Below are 18,786 nucleotides of genomic sequence, written 5' to 3'. Positions count from 1 at the left end.
AAGCCGACATCAGAGATCGGCGACATACTCATGCCCATCACCGGCCTAAACGTGCTCAACACCTTTCATCACACCTCAAAAGCCGATCGGTGGATCGAGGCTAAGTGTCGCCGCGAGATCGGCCTGATTGATCGGTAATCCCCACCGAGCGGCGTCCCAGCGGCCGTTGCGTTCGAAGGTCTCGTTGACCAGCGCATGCATCAGTCGCACATGGACGGTCAGCGCCCAGGCCCGTTCGTGTTCGCGCAATGCGCCGGGCTGGCCCACTTCGATGGCCCACGTCTGCGTTTCGCCGAGCCTGCGGATGCTGGTGGAACCGGTCAGTCCGCCGGTGGCGACCAAGAGGTCGGGCGGGCCGCCGAATCGGTAGCCGCCGATCAGGGACAGTTGCAGCAGAACATCGTTCGCGTTCTGTCCGAGTCGGCGGTACACCGCCGCGCCCCGGGCGCACAGATCGTGATCGACCCACGCGGGTGTCGCCTCGACGGTGGCGAAGAAGGCGCGCAGGGCTGCCGGGGCGCTGGGAGGCATACGGCCGGTGAGTGCTTGCTCGAACTGCCGCATGCTCACCGCCTCGGCGTCTCCTCGCGGCAGGCGCATGGCGGCCACGAGTGCGGCGGCGGGTTCGTCGCGTCTCATGAGTCGGCGCCCGATGTCGTCGAACTCCTCGTCGGTGGGAGTCCGCAATCGCGCATACAGCCGTAGTGGCAGTCCGATTCGCCTGCCCCGGGCCTGTGCCGCCCGGTGGCGTGTCGGCACCGGTTGCGGTTCGGGCTCCTGTTGTGGTTCTGATACCGCCGAGCCTGTCGTGCTCATCGCAGACATGTGCCGAGTGTAGGAGTGCCATGGGCCGGAGGGAGGGGTTCTGCCTAAGCTCGTCGGTGTGAATGTGCGGGTGGGAATCGTGGTCACCGGAACCGAGGTCCTCAGTGGTCGGGTCGCCGACCGCAACGGTCGCTGGATGTCAGAACAGCTGCTCGAGATGGGGGTGGACGTCGCCCACATCACCATCTGCGGTGATCGCCCGGCGGATCTGACGGCAGAGCTGGCATTTCTGCGCGGGGTCGGTGTCGACCTCATCATCACCTCGGGTGGTCTGGGACCGACCGCCGACGATGTGACGGTGGCGACCGTCGCCGAGTTCACCGGCCGACCGCTGCACAGCGATCCGGCGTTGCGCGAGGACATCGCACAGATCATCGCCGGATGGCAGCGTGCCCGCGGATTCGGTGACGGTACACAGCTGTCGCCGGCGACCCTCGCCGGCATCGACAAGCAGTCCCTGGTTCCCGAGGGTGCGACATCCATCCCGCCGACCGGCACGGCTCCCGGCGTGGCGATCGCAGCGCAGCATTCCGAGGACGCCGCGATGCCGGCGATCCTGATCCTGCCGGGGCCCCCGCGGGAATTGCAGCAGATGTGGCCGGCGGCGCTGGCCACCCGCGAGGTCGGCGAGGTCCTGTCCCGGCACGACGACATCGAGCAGTCGACGATCCGGATGTACGGTCTGCCCGAAGCCGACCTGGCCGCGACCCTGCGCGCGGCGGAGTCCGACGTCGACGGTTTCGGGGATCTTGAGATCACCACCTGTCTGAGCCGCGGCGAGGTGGAGATGGTCACGCGCTATTCGGTGCGAGCGCGACCGGTCTATGCCGAACTGTCCGCGATGATCGAGAAATCCCATCCCAGACAGGTGTTTTCGATCGACGGATCCACGATCGACGATCAGCTAGCCGAGCTGCTGCGGGGTCATCTGGTGGCGACGGCTGAGTCGTGCACCGGAGGATTGATCGCCGCGCGTCTGACCGAAAGACCAGGATCCTCGGCCTATGTGGCGGGTGGAGTTGTCGCCTACTCCAACGAGGTGAAGATCGCCGCACTCGGTGTGCCTGCCGAACTCATCGCCGAACACGGTGCGGTCAGTGAGCCGGTTGCCGCGGCGATGGCGCAGGGCGCATTGACCCGATGTGGCGCCGATGTCGCGGTGTCGACAAGCGGTGTCGCCGGACCGAGCGGTGGAACGGCTCAGAAGCCCGTCGGCACAGTCTGTTTCGGCGTCGCCGTCGCCGGTCGCGACACCTACACGCGGACACTTCGCTTTCCCGGCGACCGCGGCGACGTGCGGGCACTCGCTACGACCGCAGTCTTGCACATGCTCGAGCGGTCGTTGCGTCGCTGACCGCGGATCATTCAGCCACCACGATCTCGGGTTCGTGATCGACGGGAAAGTTCACCGATCGCGCGATGAAGCAGAAGTCGGGAACTCGATGGTGCACCAGCAGTGCCGCCTCCACATCGCTGCCGGCGGTGATCGTCACGCGGGGCCGTAACGTCACACGATCGAACTGCCCGGAACCGTCTGCGGCGGTGGACATCACGCCGTGCGGGCGGTCGACGTAGCCGGTCACTACCACCTCGGCGTCCGCAGCCAGGTGCAGGTACCACAGCATGTGGCACTGCGAGAGAGAGGCGAGCAGCATCTCCTCGGGATTCCAGCGACTCGCATCCCCGCGAAACGCCGGATCCGACGAGCCGAGAATCGGTTCGTGACCGTCGGCCTCGACCAGGTGATCGCGGCCGAACGCGTTGTAGGTGGCGGTCCCGCGGCCACGGTCACCTGTCCACGTGATCGTGAGGTCGTAGGAGTGGATGTCGCTCATCGCTCCAGTGTGCGGCAGCGGTACCCGACCCCGACGTTCGGCCTCTGTTCCTCAGCGCATCTCGTGCCGCGAGGTGGTGGGATCCTGACATGCGGTCTGCACGCTGGGTTGGATGTACGGGTTCACCGGTGTCCCCGAGCGCACGGTCGCCCACGCGACGAGGCCGCCGACCGCGCACACCACCGCGGCGATGATCATCGCGGTCGAGAAGCCAGGCCCCAGCGGCTGGTCGCCGCCGGCGGTGATGCCCGCGACCGCGGGAAGCAGCGCGACGGCGAGCAGGCCCGCGGTGCGCGCGACCGCGTTGTTGACCCCCGACGCGGTGCCCGCATGCGCATCGTCGACGGCACCGAGGGCGGCCGACGTCAGCGGCGCCACGGTGATCGTCATACCGACGCCGAAGACGATCACCGCGGGCAGCGCATTGGTCAGGTAATGGGCGCCCGGGACGATACGGGCCATCAGCGCCAACCCCACCCCGGCGACCACCGGCCCGATGGTCATCGGCAGTCGTGGACCGGTCGTGGCGGCCAGGCGACCGGAGACAGGCGAGCCGAACAGCATGATGATCGTGCTCGGCACCATCGCGGCGCCGGCCTGCAGCGCCGAATAGCCCAGACTCTGCTGCAGCTGCAGCGCGACCAGGAACAACGCACCGTTGAGGCCGGCATAGATGAGCAGTGTGGTGAGATTGGCGCCGACGAACTGCCGTGACCGGAACAGTCCGAGTGGCAGCAGCGGTGATTCGGCTCGCGACTCGACGAACACGAAGGCCGCCAGCGCGACAAGCCCCAGCACCGCGCAGACGACCGCGACCGTTGGCCACTGGTGTCCGGGCCCCTCGATCAGCGCGAACACCACGCCGGTGAGCCCCAGCGTCATCAGCACGGCGCCGGCGATGTCGGGCCGACCGCGCAGCGAGCTGTCGCGGGATTCGGGCACATGGCGCATCGTGATCCAGATGGCCGCCAGCGCCAGCGGGACACTGAGGAAAAAGGTCCATCGCCACGAGGCGGCGTCGACCAGCCAGCCACCCACGAACGGCCCCAGAGCGCTTGTCGCTCCGGACATCCCGGCCCACAGACCCACGGCCTTACCGCGGTCTTCCTCGGCGATCTCGGCGTTGATGAGAGCCAGACTTCCCGGCACCACGGCGGCGGCCCCGACGCCTTGCACGAGACGAGCGGCGATGAGCGTCCCGATGGTGGGGGCCAGGCCGCAGGCGATCGACCCGATCGCGAACACCACCAGCCCCGTCACGAACACCCGGCGGCGACCCCAGCGGTCACCGGCCACGCCGCCGGCGAGCAGTAGTGCACTGAGAGTGAGCAGGTAGCCGTCGAGGACCCATTGCTGGCCGCCGAGGCCGGTGTGCAGGTCGCGCGCGATGGCGGGCAACGCGACGTTGACCACGGTGCCGTCGAGGAAGGCCACACCGGATCCGAGCACCGCCGCGGCAATCAGCCACCGGCCGGTGGACGAGTTCGCCCGTATCCCGGTCGCCACCTGCGCCATGGTAGGCGCGGCTCGCACGGGCCGATCGCCGGTTGCGATGAGGCGGCGGGTGACAATCTGTGCGATGAGGAGTCCCTCTCGTCGGGAGGGGTGCGGTGAGTCGGTGAGTCGGAGGTCAGACGTGGAGATGTCGCAGTTGCGTGCGAGTGGGACGGTGCGCCCGATCGTGCGCTGGAGTGAGCCGGTGTTGCACACGCCCGCCCGACCGGTCACCGATTTCGGCCCCGACCTGCAGGCGTTGCTCGCCGACATGTTCGCCACCAACACCGCGGCAGAGGGTGCCGGGCTGGCCGCCGCCCAGGTGGGTGTGGGACTCGCGGTGTTCGTCTACGACTGCACCGACGAGAACGGGAAGCGGCGCGCCGGAGTGATCTGCAACCCCGAACTCGAGCTGCCGCAGGGCGACGAGCGTCGGCTGGTCGAACTCACCGAGGGATGCCTGTCGTATCCGGGCGGGTACGCGCCGCTCGCCCGGCCGAGCCATGCCACCTGCCGGGGCCGTGACCACCACGGTGAACCGGTCACGGTGACGGCCGCCGGGATCCTCGGCCGGTGCCTGCAACACGAGACCGATCACATCAACGGGATGGTGTTCGGCGACCGGCTCTCGGCGCGAGGTCGTAGACAGATGCGCACGCTGCACGAGGAGGCGGTTTCGCGCTACCCCGATGACTGGCCCGTGTCGCCGGCCGCACCACGCGACTGAACGAATTCCTCAGAATCTCCGCGATTCTTACCCGTCCTCACCCTGCGCGAAATGGACACCCGCGGGCTAGTGTTCTCTCAAACGAGTCATTTGGGTTGTTTCAGTGAACAGTGTGGGGTCGGCGGATACCCTGCGACACAGGGACGTGAACCACCCCAGGGGTCGACGACCCGCGTGGACCGGATCCGGTCGTCGACGCCACCACAGCTGGGGTCGAAGAGGTGAGGTCGAAGAAGTGGGTATGAGGACCGATCGCCGAGGGCGTGCGGGTGTCGCGATGCGCCTGGCCGGTGTCGCACTCGTCGCCGCGATGGCCCTGGCCGGCTGCGCCAAGGGCGGCGACCTGGACTCGCCGGCCGGTCCCAGCACCCAGCTCGCCGACAGCGGCAAAGACGTCGATCGGATCACCGTCGCGCTGCCCGGTTCGCTGTCCTCGCTGTATCCCGGCCAGGAATCGGGAATCCTGAACTACAACATGGGGCAGCTGTACTACCAGGGTCTGGTCGGGCTGAGCAGCGCCGGCGCGGTGGTGCCGGCGGTTGCGCAGCACTGGTCGCAGCCCGACCCCACCACCTACGTCTTCGATCTCGACGCGAACGCACACTTCTCCGACGGGACCCCCGTGACCGCCGACGACGTGAAGTTCAGCCTCGACAAGGCCGCCGACGCCACCGCCTCGCCGGGGATCGCGGCCTATCTGGGCGGGGTCACCTCCGTGGCGGTCACCGGGGAGCATCAGATCACCGTGCGGCTCTCGGCACCCGACCCGGCGTTCCTGCGACTGATGAGTGCCTCGGGCGCAGCGTTCATCACCTCGCGTGCGGCATGGGACAGGGCCGACGGCAAAGTCGGGACGCCGAGCAGTCTGGTCGTGGGAACCGGCCCGTACCGGGTGACGTCGTTTCGGCCCGGTGCGGGGCTCACGCTGCAGCGCTCGTCGGCTTGGTCGGGCACCAGACCCAGGGTGGTGACGATCGACGTGAAGTTCATCCCCGACGACAACACCCGATTGCTCGCCGCGCGCTCCGGTGACATCGACCTCGCCTTCAATGTGCCGATCACCCAGGTGAATCAGTGGCGACAGACCGGCGGCGAGCGCGTCGAGTCGGTCAACGATCTGTCCTACCTCGGCGTCAACTTCGATACGCGCGTCGCACCGTTCGACGATCCGAAGGTGCGCGAGGCGATCGCCTATGCCGCGGACAAGGAGGCGATCGTCACCCATCTGCTGCACGGGTACGCCGAGACCGCGACGTCGTTGATGACACCGGAATCGCTGTCGCCGACCTACGATGCGACGCAGGCTCGGCAGATCCTCGACGGCGTCAGCCATGTGGACTACGACATGGACAAGGCGAAGGCGGCGTTGGCGGCCTCCCGACACCCGCGCGGCTTCTCCGCGGAACTGACCTATCCCAACACCGGGCCGCAGCTCGGGCTCGCCGCCCAGGCGTTGGCGCAGACCGTCAAGGCGATGGGGATCACGTTGCACGTCAAGGAGATCCCGATCGAGCAGTGGTTGTCGACCATCGGCGACAAGACCCACGGGATGTCGTTCATGTGGTACTTCTCCACCACCGGCGATCCGGCGGAGGTGCCCTCCTATCTGCTCGGCGCCGACAACATCTCCGGCTACACCAACCCCGCGGTCTCCGACCTGCTGGCGCGTGCCTCGACGGCCCCGGATGCCCGTAGCCGTATCGCCGACCTGGTGCAGGCGGATTCGTTGCAGGCCAGGGACTTCGTGAATGTGCCGCTGTGGTGGGGGAAATCGCTCACCGGGTTCTCCGACAAGATCGCGATCCGCGACTTCACCGGCTTCACCTTCAACTCCGAATGGGGGACCTCGCTCTATGTCCCGTCATGACGGTGAGCCGCGTGCCGGCGTGGAGGTCGGCACGGCGCCCGATTCCCAGGAACTCAGCAAGCGCAGTCTGCTCGCACAACTGCCCGGAATCCCCAGGCGGCATCCGCTGGCATGGATGATCGCCGCCCGACTGGTCGGGATCGTGGTGGTGCTGTTCGTGATCTCGATCCTGACATTCGCGCTGATGCACTGGGCGCCAGGTGATCTGGTGCGCACCCTGATCGGCAACCGTCCGGTCACCCCGGAGGTCGTCGCGCAGGTGCGGGCCGAATATCACCTCGACGACCCGATTCTCTCGCAGTACTGGCAGTGGCTGACCGGAGCGCTGCATGGCGATTTCGGCACGTCGGTGCAGCTGCAGGAACCGGTGTCGACGGTGCTGGCCGATCGACTGCCGCTGACTCTGGGTCTGGTGGCGATCGCCTTCGTGATCGCCGTGGTGACCTGCATCCCGCTCGGGATCTTCGCCGCGCTGCGCCGCGAGACGGCCGGCGACACGGCTGCGACCACGGTCGCTCTCATCGCGCTGAGCGCGCCGCCGTTCGCGGTGGGACTCGCGCTGCTCTACGTATTCGCCTACTACATCCCGATTTTCCCGGTGTACGGGTCGGGTGAGGGTGCGCTCGACGTGCTCTACCACCTGATCCTGCCGGCGATCGCCCTCGCCGCCGGGGTCGGGGCGATGCTGATGCGCATCACCCGCAGCGCGATGATCCGGGAGCTGGACTCCGACTATGTGCTCGCCGCACGCGGTCGCGGACTCACTCATCGGCAGGTGATCGCGGTGGCGCTGCGCAACGCGGCGATCCCGATCGTCACCAGCGGCGGTCTCGTGCTGACCTTCCTCATCTCCGGGACGATCGTGGTGGAGACCATCTTCTCATTGCCCGGGATCGGGCAGATCCTGCAGAACGCCGTGCAGTACAAGGACCTTCCGATGCTGCAGGGTGTCACGCTGGTGATCGCGGCGGCCATCGCCGTGATCGCGCTCCTGAGTGATCTGATCTATCTCGCGCTCGACCCCCGGGTCCGCAGTGGAAGGACATCGCGATGAGCATCTCGGCGCCGGCCCGCCCATGTACCGCGGTGCGATCACGGCCGCGGGTGTCGGTGGTGATCTCCGCGGTGATCGTGGCGATTCTGGTGGTCGCGGTGATCGTCGGTCCGTTCATCAAAGATCATGCGCTGCAACAGAACATCCTCGAGACCTCGCTGGGACCCGGACAGTCGGGACATCTGCTGGGCACCGACGAACTCGGCCGCGACGTGGTACTGCTCACCATCGCCGGTGCCACCTCAGCGGTGGTGGGGCCGGTGGTGATCGCACTCGGGTCGATGGTGCTGGGGATCGTATTCGGAACCCTCGCCGGTTACCGACGAGGGTTTCTCGATGCTGCCGTGGGTCGCGTCACCGATGTGCTGCTGGCATTGCCGGTGCTCCTGGCGGCGATCGTGATCGGCGGCGTTCTCGGCGGCGGATATCGGCTGGTGCGGTCGGCGGTGATCGAACAGGCGCCGCGACCCTATGTGGAGGCCGCACGAATGCTGGGATTGTCGCGTCCGCGGATCATGTTCGTGCACATCCTGCCCAACGTTCGCGGACTGGTGCTCACCAATGTGCTGCTCGACGTGGCGTTCGCGATGGTGACGCTGTCGTCACTGTCCTACCTCGGCGTCGGCGTCGCACCCGGCTCGGCGGACTGGGGTCGTCAGATCTCCGACGGCCGCGAGATCATGTTCACCAATCCCGCTGCCGTGCTCACCCCCGTGGTGGTGCTCATCGTTGCGACCTGTGCGATCACGATTCTCGGTGACCGACTGGGTGAATGGCTGGCGAGAGCGGAAGACGCATGAGTGTTCTGGTTGCCGAGTCGATCTCGGTGCAGGCCGGTGAGACGACGATCGTCGAACCGCTCGATCTGCGCGTGGATGCGGGCGAATGTGTGGCGATCATCGGCGAATCCGGTTCGGGCAAGACGATGACCGCCCGCGCGATCGTCGGCCTGCTGCCCCGTGGTGTCACCGCCACCGGCACCGTGCGGATGGCCGACGAGGTGGTGACCCTCCCTGCCGCCGAGCGCGTGTGGAGTTCGCTGCGCGGTGACCGTGTGGCCCTGCTGGTGCAGGATCCGTTCACGAGTCTGAGTCCGGTGCACCGCTGTGGTGCGCAGTTGGCCGCCTCGCTGCGGGCCGAGGACCGTCGGCGTGGACGGGCGCGTCGGGGACGCGCGGCCATGCGCGAGGAGGTGATCCGACGCCTCGCCGAGGTGCGTCTGGATGCGCGTGTCGCCCGTCAGTACCCGCATGAGCTCTCCGGCGGGATGCGCCAGCGTCTGGCGATCGCCGCAGCGCTGGCTGCCGACCCGCAGGTGTTGGTCGCCGACGAGCCCACCACCGCACTGGATGCGACGGTGCAGGGCGAGGTCCTCGATCTGCTCGCCGCGCTGTCCGCCGAACGCGGGATGGGTCTGCTGTTGATCTCCCATGATCTGGGGATCGTCGCCGGCCGTGCCGCGCGCGTGATGGTGATGTCGGCGGGTCAGGTGGTCGAGAGCGGTCCCACCGAGTCGGTGCTGACCCGTCCGGAACATCCGTACACGCGCAGACTGCTCGAGGCGAGTCCCTCGCTGCACGAGGTCCCCGAACGCCGGATGCCAGACCAGGGTGCCCCGGTCGCCGAGATGATCGACGTGGTCAAGAGTTTCGGTGACAGGCAGGTGCTGCACGGGGTGAGCATCGAACTGTATGCGGGTCAGACACTGGCACTGGTCGGCGAATCGGGCTCGGGCAAAAGCACTCTCGCCCGAGTGCTGGCGGGGCTCGAGACCGCCGAGAGTGGATCGCTGCGGCTGCGCGGCGAGCCGTTGCCGATGGGACGGGCCGGGCGGCACGCCGAACAGATCCAGGTGGTGTTCCAGGATCCGAACTCGACGCTGAACCCGAGCTTCACCGTGCGGCGCACCCTCGCCGAGGCATTGGGCACCGCGCGAGGACACGCCGACGGACACCGGGGGGCCGGTCGCCAGGACGTGGATGCGTTGTTGAGGAGCGTGGACCTCGACCCGGCGCTGGCCTCGCGGCACCCGGCGAGCTTGTCGGGCGGACAGCGTCAGCGGGTCGCGATCGCCCGCGCGATCGCGGTGTCGCCGGAGGTGTTGATCTGCGACGAGATGGTGTCAGCGCTGGATGTGTCTGTGCAGGAACAGATCCTGACACTGCTCGACCGGCTGCGGGCAGATCTCGATCTCGCCGTGTTGTTCATCTCTCACGACCTCGCGGTGGTGTCGCAGGTGGCCGACCGGGTCGCGGTGATGTCGGAGGGCAGGATCGTGGAGACGGGCACCACCGAGCAGGTGATCGACTATCCGCGCCACGAGTACACCGCGCGACTGGTGGAGTCGGCGCGGTCACAGAGTCTGATCAAGGAGTGAATCCGTCATGACAGTGCGCACCGAGGATCCCGGGAGCGAGCATGTCCGCACCCTGGTGGCCGACCACGCACCCGACCGCAGCGCACTCTGGCAGCTCGACCGATCGCACTATCGACCGACGGTGTTCATCGTCGCCGACGGTATGCGTGAGGTCGCGGCACTGGTCACCGCACGTCCGCACACCGCCGCCCACAAGATCGCCGATGTGATTGTCGCTGAGCCGGATACACATGATTCGGTCGCGGTGGGCGAGCTGCTCAGGCAGGTTCTGTCCGCGATTGTGCAGGCCCACCCCGACCATGCGGTCACCCGCATCGAGGCGCGGCCGCACCTCGCGGAGTTGCTGCGTGAGCAGCGGGAGATTGTCGACGATGCGGGATTCATCCGGTCGCGCCGGCCGCTGCCGTCAATACCCAGCACCACCGAGCCCATCGAGGGGTGGCTGCGGTGGGCAGACGGCCGCAGTCCAGGAGCCGATATCGATGCAGGCCTTCCCGCCTATATAGGGCAGACCACTGAATTCACCTGCGGTGCAGTCTCATTGGTCACAGCACTACACCAGGGTGACGGCAGGGTGCTGCGTGAGCCGGCCGATCGTGCGACCAATCAGTTCGACGAGCTGCGATGGTGGCGCAAGGCGACCAACATGCCGGCTGTTGATCCGGTGTCGCTCGCGGTCGCCGACACCGAGGCGGCCGGTGGTGTCTCGCCCCGGGTGTATCTGACGCAGAGCCCGGTGCTGCTGGAGGGGTTCACCGGACCCGATCGTGATTATCGTGCCTTCCTGCAGGAGAATTCACTGGCCCAGGCGCGCGCCGATGGCATCGAGATCATCGACGAATGGCCCGGGGTGCAGGCATTGGCCGAGCAGGTGGTCGCCGGTCATCGGGTACAGCTGCTGATCGACGAGATCCCGATGCACGACGACCCGACACCGCACTGGGTGATGGCCTTCGGTGTGACCACCACCGCCTCGGGGATGCGGGCCGTGGTGGTCCAGGATCCGTGGGTCGATGCCGACCACGGCGAGACGTGGGTCGACGCCGACCAGTTGCCGATCGCACTCGACGATCTGGATCTGATGGCACGCTACGGCGATCCGGGCTACCATGCTGCGATCGTATTGCCGCCGAGCTGATGTCGCGGGCGTCACCGCGACGAGATGATCGCGCCGACGCCACCGCGACGAGTTCGTATCCCGGCGTGGCGGAGGCCCCACGGGGGTCGGTAGACCGGTCAGCTGTCGGGATCCTCGACGCTGCTCAGTGACCGTGTGGGTTGCTGTTCGGGCGGTAGCCAGTTCTCCGGGAAGGCCACGATCACGATCATCTGTGCCTCGCGGTCGTGCGTGCGGTAGCTGTGGTTGGTGTCGGCAGCGAAGGCGATCGCGTCACCGGTGTGCAGCGTCTCCGACCAGCTGTCGGTGTGGCCGGCGATGCTGCCGCGCACCTCGATATCTCCGGACATCACGATGGCGTGTTCCATCGTGCCGACGCCGTGCGAGGTCTCGGAGGTGACACAACCGGCGGGCAGTCGGGTGTGGCGTACGTCGAATCGAGAGCCGCTGTGGCTGAACAGTTCGGTGATGATCGAGGTGTCCGCGGCGCCCTGTCCGATCCACTGCGGGCCATGACCGGCGCGGATCACCACCGGACGCTCTGCGACATTGCGGGTCAGCGCCTCGAAGGCGACGTCGAGTGCGCCGGCGAGGCGAACGAGCACGTCGAGAGTCGGATTGGCCAGTCCGCGTTCCACCTGGGAGAGCTGGGCGGGACTGACGGCGGCGCGTTCGGCGAGTTCTCGCAGGCTCATACCCCGCGCGAGGCGGAAGCGGCGGGTGTTGGCGCCGACCGCATAGCGCAATACGTCGCCGGGCGACCGACCGTCGTGGTCGGGGGCCGGCGGATGCGCTGGGGTGGATGGCACCTGACGAGGGTATCGAGGGCGGCGAGGTTCTCGCAGGCGGGATGGCGGCGGTGATAGGCTCCGCGTGGACGTGACCGGTTGTGCGAGCAGGCAGGAGCACCTGTGGAAACCGATGTCGAAGGTGTGAGGCAGAACGTTTACACCGGTGTGCTGCCCGACTGGGATGATGTCGAACGTCTCGTCGCCCAGGCGTTCGATCGCTATCGGGACCGCGACGACGGTGCTCAGGCCGATTACATCCCGGCGTTGGCCGAGGTGGATCCGAATCTGTTCGCCATCGCCGCCGCCGACGTGAACGGCGGTGTTCACAAGATCGGTTCGGTGGACGTGTCGTTCACCATCCAGTCGATCTCCAAGGCCTTCGTGTACGCACTGGCGTGTGATCGGCTCGGACGCGACGCCGTGCGCGACCGGGTGGGGGTCGACAACACCGGCCTGCCGTTCGACTCGGTGATGGCCATCGAGCTGCAGAAGGGGCATCCGCGCAATCCGATGGTGAACGCCGGCGCGCTCACCACCACCTCGTTGGTGCCCGGCGAGACGTTCGGCGAGCAGTGGCAGTTGATCCGGGAGACGTTGTCGGCGTTCGCCGGTCGTGAGTTGCAGGTCGACGAGCAGGTGTATCGCTCCGAAGCCCTGACCAATCAACGCAATCGCGCGATCGCCCAGCTTCTCGAGAGCTACGGCCGCATCGACGTGGACCCGCTGGAGGTGGTGGATGTCTACACCCGCCAGTGCTCGCTGCTCGTCGACGTCACCGATCTGGCGGTGATGGGTGCGACGCTGGCTGACGGCGGGGTGAACCCGGTGACCGGTGCGACCGTGGTGTCCCCGGACGTCTGCCGCGACACGCTCGCCGCGCTGGCCGCCTCGGGGATGTACGAGAGGTCGGGAGAGTGGCTCTTCGAGGTCGGCATTCCCGCCAAATCCGGTGTGTCGGGCGGGATTGTCGCGATCACACCGGGTAAGGGAGCCATCGCGACCTTCGCCCCGCCGCTGGACGAGGCGGGGAACAGTGTGCGCGGTCAGCTGGCCATCGGATATCTCTCGCGGACCTTGGGGCTCAACGTATTCGCCTCCGCGGCGCGGGCGACTGGTCGGCCGCTGCGCGAACGTGTCGTCGCGGCGGAGTGAGTGGCAGCGATCCGACCGTGTTGTCGCTGATCTGCGACCAACGGGGGCTCACCTGTCGCGCCAGCGGGTGAGGGTGCGTTCGATCGGGTCCACCAGGAACAGACCCAGGAGCGGCCAGGCGCCCACCGACGGCCAGATGATCGTGATCACCAGGACCACCGCGAGTACCAGCAGAGTTCCGTAGCCGGATTGCGAACTACGTTGTCCCCGAGCCTCATCCGACAACAGCTCAGGATGTCTGGTGCCGTGGTGACGTATCGCTACGAGGGCACCCACCGAGATCAGCAATCAGGACGTAGAAGGAATTACCCCACTTCAGCGCCTGGTTGTCGTTGAGGATCGTGGCGAACGGCATCAGCACCACCGTCGCCATCCACACCATCGACAGTTGGACGATGGTCTGGTCGTAGAGTGCGTAGCGCTCGGTGACGCGATGGTGATCGCGCCACATGACGGCGATGGCGATGAAGCTGATGGCGAAGTTGATCAGGGCGTTCTGGTTGTCGCCGAGGAATTTCCATACCGTGATGCCGTGCGACGATCGGGTTGTCTCCGTTGCCACATCGGTCAACGGCAGCACCAGAAGTGTGAGCGCGATCGCCACCACCGCATCGGTGAAGGCGAGCAGACGGCGAAAACCCTCGGTACTGCGTGGCTCCTCCGGATCGGCCATGTACAACACCGTAGAGCGTGCGGGTTCGATCGGCGTGGCTATGTGGTGAGGGCGTTCGGTGCAGGAGAGTGCAGAGGCGGCCGTTTCATTCACGGGCGACCATGTCATTCACGTGAATGATTTCTTTGTCGGCCCTTGAATAGAACACCAGTTCGAGTAGTCTTGAGGCATGACCCCGTCCTCACTGGCCGAACTGATGGCAGAGACCGTTGCCACAGAGAGTGTTGTCTCAGAGCCTGATTCAGGTGCTGCAAGCTCAGCTGACGAGGATGCGGCGGTATTCGCCGATGCTGAGGCGTGGGTGTCTATCCGCAATCTTGCCGACGCGCGACTGGTCGAGATCGCGACGGTGATCGACCGTCGTGGCATGGCCCGTCGGCACGGGCGGCGGATGACCGAATTGATGGTGGTAGCAGGGCTCGTGCCGTCGGCGGCTTCGCGAATCGTGCGGGTGTCGACCCGGCTTCCTGAGCTGTCCTCTGCAACAAAGGATCTCGCGGCAGGCCGGATGGGGGCGGAAATGTCGGATGCCATCGTGAAGTCGATGACGCTGATCGAGCGACGGTCCGGAGGGCTCGATGACCGCACGCGCACTGAGTGTGAGGCGCGACTGCTCGCCCAAGCCCGGTCGAGAGCCACTCCGGCGCAGGTCTGCGACAGTGCGAGAGGTATCGCGAACACGCTGGCCGAAGATCAGGAAGGGGGAGTCGATCCGGCGACCGATCGCGGATCGAATGAGCTGGCGATCAAACGCACCGATGAGGGGAGGCTTGCGATCACTGCGGACATCGACGCCACCAGCGGCGCCGTCATCGCCACCGCCATCGAAGCGCTCGCGAAACCCCGTCCGGAACCGGATGGATCACCGGATGCCCGTGCGGTAGGTCAGCGGCGCGTGGATGCCTTGGTGCAGTTGGCGTCCATGACCGGCACCACGATCGCGAAGGCGCAGGTGTCGGTGATCGTCCCCGCCGACGCTCCCCAGCTGCCCCGGATTCCCTGGATGGGCGTGGTGCCTCCCACCACTGCGGCGGTACTCGCCTGCGATGCGAAGGTCGAAGCCATCGTGGTGGACGGCAGTGAAGTGCCGTTGGCGATGGGACGTGCCGAACGTACCTTTCCGCCGGCCTTGAAGCGGGCCATCGAGGTACGCGACAGGGGCTGCGTGAAGTGCGGCGCTCCGGCCGGCTGGTCGCACGCGCACCACATCAAATACTGGAGCGACGGCGGTAACACCGATCTCGACGAGGGCTGTCTTCTGTGCCCTCCGTGCCACGCCGCCGTGCACCACGACGGATGGGAGATCGTGATGGGCAGAGACCGGCACCCGTGGCTACGGCCGCCGTCCACCGTCGACCCCGCACGCAGACTGCTGCCGTCCTACTACCGACGCACCATGACCGTCGCTGCCTGACCGCGGGAGCTGTCGACCCCCCAGCCGGGCGACCCCGATCCCCGATGGTGGCATCTGTCGCCACCTGGGCTGAGGCTCGGTACTCCTGGGCCTCGTGAACCTTGACAACTCAATAGTGTGGGCGCCCTACCACCTGGTGCCCCGACCGAATCCGTGCCCTGACCGAATCCGTGGCCCGCCCTCGTGGGTCGGGCTCTCAGCTCGATGCTGGGTGGATTCCGCGGATCGGGGGAATGTCCGGCATCACTCGGAAATGTGTACGAAGGTGTGCTGATGGGGTATCGAGGTGTGGAACATCGGGGTTTCCCGCGTCGCACGGCGCTGTGGGGGATGGTCGGCGCCGCGGCCGGGGGCATCGTCGGCGTGCGGACGGTCATCGGTTCTGGTCTGGCCGAAGCCATTTCGCAGTCCCCCGACGTCGGGCATCTGATCGGTGCCGTGCCACACGGCTTCTTCTGGGGCGTGGCGTCGGCGGGTTTCCAGTGTGAGGGCTCCTCACCCGACAGCAACTGGTTGAGACGGTCGAACTCGGGGAAGGTCGACGACCCGGTGAGTACCGCCGTCGACTTCCGTCACCGCTACCGCTCCGATATCGAGCTGGCACGTCAGATGGGCGTCACTGTGTACCGGGTCAGCGTGGAGTGGGCGCGTATCGAACCGAAGCCCGGAGTGCTCGATCAGCGGGAGCTGGCGTATTACGACGACATGATCGGTGCGATCGTCGCGGCGGGGATGCGGCCGATGATCACGATCGACCACTGGGTTTACCCCGGCTGGGCAGCCGACCGTGGCGGGTGGGCCAATGCGCACATGCCCGACTGGTGGCTGGCCAACGCCACACGTGTCGTGGAGCGCTACATCCACCACAAGCCGTTGTGGATCACGATCAACGAGCCGACGACCTACCTGAGTCAGGAAATACAGATCGGAATGTTGCCCGCCATGTCGGCGGGCGTGATGGCCGAGCGACTCGTGGGTGTACATCGCAGGATCTACGACCACATCCACCGCCTCGACGGCTCGGCGATGGTCAGTTCCAACGTGGCCTACATCCCGACAGCGGAGACGATCATCGACATCCCGCTGCTCGACAAGATGGCCGACAAGCTCGACTTCATCGGCGTGGACTACTACCACTCGGTCTCGGTGAGCGACACGTCCGCGTGGCATGCGGCGGCCGGTGATCCGTGGAACGCCTCGGCGTCGGCGGACGGCCTCTACTACGCCCTGCGGCACTATGCGTGGCGCTATCCCAAGCTCCCGCTCTACGTGGTGGAGACGGGGATGGCGACCGACAACGGCAAGCCACGGTCCGACGGATACCGTCGCGGCGACCAGCTGCGTGACCTCATCTACTGGACCCAACGCGCCCGCGCGGACGGTATGAACGTGATCGGCTTCAACTACTGGTCGCTCACCGACAACTATGAGTGGGGCAGCTACCGGCCGCGCCTCGGCCTCTACACCGTCGACGTGGTCACCGACAGAAGTCTTCGCCGCCGCCCCACCGACGGGGTCGACGCCTACCGGCAGACCATCGCGAGCAGGGGTGTGGGAAGCGCCTATACGCCCACTCGACCAGCGGATTCATGCTCGCTGGCGGACGCGCCTGACAGCTGCACGCAACCGGTCCACTGACCGGTCGGTCGCCGACCGATACCAATTCGCAGCAAAGTCACAGGCGAGTCTGAAGTATCGCGAGTCCGGCGGGTTGCAGTATGTTGTCCGGGGTATGTCGCCTGATTGGCGACATTTTGACGTGTTGGTGTCGCCTCCGGGGGATGGCTTCGCCAGAGATTTTCGAGGTCATCGAGTGTGATGGCCCGAGTATGAGACGCAGATGCGGTCGTGAAAGGGGGACGCATGGTATCTCCCACTCATGACCCTGCCGTCGGTCAGCCGGAGAAGAATTCCGACGAGTCCGGCGCATCCGCACCGCCCGGATGGACTGCGGTTCCGGACGCATCTGCAGTATCGAACGCATCTGCAGTATCAAACACAGCGTCGGATCCCGTGGCGGGTGGACAGGTGTCCACCGGCGAGGCACCCAAGAAGAAAAAGAAGAACCATCTCTACCAGCTCGACTTCGTCCGGCTGATCACCTTCTCCGCAGTCATCCTCGACCACGTGCTCATGGGCGTCGAACCCATATCGAGCACACTCGTCGGCGGTATCGAACTGCTCTGCCGGTACTCCCGGTACTCGTTCTTCGCGCTCACCGGCTTCGTCCTGACCTATCAGTACCGCAAGCGTGAGCTGCGTCCGATCGAGTTCTGGCGCCGTCGCTTCAAGCTGATCGGTCTGCCCTATCTGGTCTGGAGCGCCTTCTACTGGCTCTATGCGAAATACCGCCACGGTGGATTCGCGGAGATCCGCGTCAACTTCGACAACCTCGACCATCTACGACTGTCCGCGAAGAGCTTCGGCTACGACCTGCTCACCGGCACCGCGTGGGGGCACCTGTACTTCCTGTTCGTGAGCATGCAGATCTACCTGATCTTCCCGCTCGCGCTGATCATCCTGAAGAAGACATGGGGATATCACCGCTATCTGCTCGCGGTGAGCTTCATCTGTCAGGCCGCGGTCATGTACTACATGGTCCGGCCACCGGCCGACTTCCTGACCCACGGTCTACAGGGCGTCATCTGGATGCATCTCGTGTGCACCCTGATCCCCTACCAGTTCTTCGTCCTCGCCGGCGCGATCGCGGCCATGCACTATGAGGCATTCCAGCCGTTCATGATCCGTTGGAAGCGCCAGCTCATCGCGGGCGGCCTCGTCGTCATCGTCGCCACTCTCGTCTACTACGTGCACAAGGTGAACGTGGGTGAGGACATGTTCCGCGCGACCAACGTGTTCATGCTGCACAACGTCTTCGCCTTCATCGCGATCATCGTGATCCTCTACTGCCTCGGCACGGTGTGGCAGTCGCGTCGCAGGGACGGTTCACTGGCCGCGAAGTTCATGGCGAAGGCGGCCGACCGGTCGTTCGGCGTCTACCTGGTCCACGCGGTGGTCTGCAACGAGATCCTGCAGCCGATCGACGGACAGCGCGCCTTCTCCGAGACGCTGCGCAGCTCGATCCTCGTCTACATCCTCGTGGTCGCGATCACCGTCTACATCGTGGAGGCGCTGCGTCGCAGCCCGATCAGCCTCATCACCACCGGGCGCAACATGGTGAGCTGGCGCGAGCAGAATCTCGGCAGGTGCCTCATCGGCGTGGCCGGCGGTCTGGCCGCGGGTGTGATCTTCCGCTTCGGCTTCGACATGGTCGTCGGCAACCTGCTCATCGGCGCGGCGCTGCTGCTGCTGGTGTCCACGATCCTCTCGACGGTCAACAAGCACCGCGACGCCGAGCCGCTGCCCAAGGAACTCAAGCCGGAACTCGTCTGACCGGACGAACCATTTCCTTCCGGCCGGTCTCGCGCGGTTCAGCTCTCGCCCCGCGTCCGGTCTCGCT

General features: G+C 66.4%; 16 protein-coding genes and 1 pseudogene. 11 read left to right on the top strand and 6 right to left on the bottom strand.

The window, feature by feature from the left end:
• Positions 1 to 96: 96 nt before the first annotated feature.
• Positions 97 to 816: pseudogene (locus IEW22_RS16420) on the bottom strand (oxygenase MpaB family protein); the annotation flags it as partial.
• Positions 817 to 883: 67 nt separating this feature from the next.
• On the opposite strand from IEW22_RS16420, the gene IEW22_RS16415 reads away from it, so the two are divergent.
• On the top strand, positions 884 to 2,179 hold the full coding sequence (locus IEW22_RS16415; RefSeq protein WP_188587858.1) for a competence/damage-inducible protein A: 1,296 nt from the start codon (positions 884 to 886) through the stop codon (positions 2,177 to 2,179).
• A gap of 7 nt (positions 2,180 to 2,186) precedes the next feature.
• Here IEW22_RS16415 and IEW22_RS16410 read toward each other — a convergent pair whose 3' ends face one another.
• Both IEW22_RS16410 and IEW22_RS16405 read right to left on the bottom strand, forming a co-directional pair.
• Complete coding sequence (locus IEW22_RS16410; protein ID WP_188587856.1) at positions 2,187 to 2,660, bottom strand: OsmC family protein; 474 nt, start codon at positions 2,658 to 2,660, stop codon at positions 2,187 to 2,189.
• 51 nt (positions 2,661 to 2,711) lie between these two features.
• Entirely contained in the window at positions 2,712 to 4,175 is a 1,464-nt protein-coding gene (locus IEW22_RS16405) for an MFS transporter (protein WP_188587884.1), read from the bottom strand.
• 127 nt (positions 4,176 to 4,302) lie between these two features.
• Between IEW22_RS16405 and def the strand changes: the two genes are divergently transcribed.
• The 6 genes from def to IEW22_RS16375 all read left to right on the top strand — a co-directional run bounded on the left by def (position 4,303) and on the right by IEW22_RS16375 (position 11,317).
• Positions 4,303 to 4,881, top strand: a complete 579-nt coding sequence (gene def / locus IEW22_RS16400; RefSeq protein WP_188587881.1) for a peptide deformylase — start codon at positions 4,303 to 4,305, stop codon at positions 4,879 to 4,881.
• Between the two features lie 241 nt (positions 4,882 to 5,122).
• On the top strand, positions 5,123 to 6,748 hold the full coding sequence (locus IEW22_RS16395) for an ABC transporter substrate-binding protein (protein WP_188587854.1): 1,626 nt from the start codon (positions 5,123 to 5,125) through the stop codon (positions 6,746 to 6,748).
• On the top strand, positions 6,735 to 7,802 hold the full coding sequence (locus IEW22_RS16390; RefSeq protein ID WP_229742818.1) for an ABC transporter permease: 1,068 nt from the start codon (positions 6,735 to 6,737) through the stop codon (positions 7,800 to 7,802). Before IEW22_RS16395 ends, IEW22_RS16390 begins: the two co-directional genes overlap by 14 nt.
• Positions 7,799 to 8,602, top strand: a complete 804-nt coding sequence (locus tag IEW22_RS16385; protein ID WP_188587853.1) for an ABC transporter permease — start codon at positions 7,799 to 7,801, stop codon at positions 8,600 to 8,602. Before IEW22_RS16390 ends, IEW22_RS16385 begins: the two co-directional genes overlap by 4 nt.
• The gene (locus tag IEW22_RS16380) at positions 8,599 to 10,179 is read left to right on the top strand and encodes an ATP-binding cassette domain-containing protein (protein WP_188587851.1); all 1,581 of its coding nucleotides are present in this window, start codon (positions 8,599 to 8,601) and stop codon (positions 10,177 to 10,179) included. The genes IEW22_RS16385 and IEW22_RS16380 overlap by 4 nt, the downstream gene beginning before the upstream one ends.
• A gap of 7 nt (positions 10,180 to 10,186) precedes the next feature.
• Positions 10,187 to 11,317, top strand: coding sequence for a peptidase C39 family protein (locus IEW22_RS16375; RefSeq protein WP_188587849.1), 1,131 nt, complete (start codon positions 10,187 to 10,189; stop codon positions 11,315 to 11,317).
• A gap of 98 nt (positions 11,318 to 11,415) precedes the next feature.
• Here IEW22_RS16375 and IEW22_RS16370 read toward each other — a convergent pair whose 3' ends face one another.
• Positions 11,416 to 12,105, bottom strand: coding sequence for a helix-turn-helix domain-containing protein (locus IEW22_RS16370; RefSeq protein ID WP_188587847.1), 690 nt, complete (start codon positions 12,103 to 12,105; stop codon positions 11,416 to 11,418).
• A 123-nt stretch (positions 12,106 to 12,228) separates the two neighbouring features.
• On the opposite strand from IEW22_RS16370, the gene glsA reads away from it, so the two are divergent.
• Complete coding sequence (gene glsA / locus IEW22_RS16365; protein ID WP_229742817.1) at positions 12,229 to 13,239, top strand: glutaminase A; 1,011 nt, start codon at positions 12,229 to 12,231, stop codon at positions 13,237 to 13,239.
• A gap of 48 nt (positions 13,240 to 13,287) precedes the next feature.
• Here glsA and IEW22_RS16360 read toward each other — a convergent pair whose 3' ends face one another.
• Together IEW22_RS16360 and IEW22_RS16355 are read right to left on the bottom strand one after the other, a co-directional pair.
• Positions 13,288 to 13,464 (bottom strand): hypothetical protein, encoded by a 177-nt coding sequence (locus IEW22_RS16360; protein ID WP_188587843.1) that lies wholly within the window; start codon positions 13,462 to 13,464, stop codon positions 13,288 to 13,290.
• A 4-nt stretch (positions 13,465 to 13,468) separates the two neighbouring features.
• Positions 13,469 to 13,912 (bottom strand): TMEM175 family protein, encoded by a 444-nt coding sequence (locus IEW22_RS16355; RefSeq protein WP_188587841.1) that lies wholly within the window; start codon positions 13,910 to 13,912, stop codon positions 13,469 to 13,471.
• A 169-nt stretch (positions 13,913 to 14,081) separates the two neighbouring features.
• Here IEW22_RS16355 and IEW22_RS16350 point away from each other — a divergent pair, with 169 nt between their 5' ends.
• The 3 genes from IEW22_RS16350 (at position 14,082) to IEW22_RS16340 (ending at position 18,719) form a co-directional block, all read left to right on the top strand.
• Positions 14,082 to 15,326 carry an HNH endonuclease gene (locus IEW22_RS16350; protein ID WP_188587839.1) on the top strand — a complete coding sequence of 415 codons (1,245 nt, stop codon included), beginning with the start codon at positions 14,082 to 14,084 and terminating at the stop codon, positions 15,324 to 15,326.
• A 330-nt stretch (positions 15,327 to 15,656) separates the two neighbouring features.
• On the top strand, positions 15,657 to 16,964 hold the full coding sequence (locus tag IEW22_RS16345; RefSeq protein ID WP_188587877.1) for a family 1 glycosylhydrolase: 1,308 nt from the start codon (positions 15,657 to 15,659) through the stop codon (positions 16,962 to 16,964).
• Positions 16,965 to 17,339: 375 nt separating this feature from the next.
• Complete coding sequence (locus IEW22_RS16340; RefSeq protein WP_229742815.1) at positions 17,340 to 18,719, top strand: acyltransferase; 1,380 nt, start codon at positions 17,340 to 17,342, stop codon at positions 18,717 to 18,719.
• Positions 18,720 to 18,786 lie beyond the last annotated feature (67 nt).

Origin of the sequence: Gordonia jinhuaensis (assembly GCF_014639795.1) — a bacterium.
GTDB classification, from domain to species: Bacteria; Actinomycetota; Actinomycetes; order Mycobacteriales; family Mycobacteriaceae; genus Gordonia_B; species Gordonia_B jinhuaensis.
This window is presented reverse-complemented; position numbering and strand designations above follow the sequence as displayed.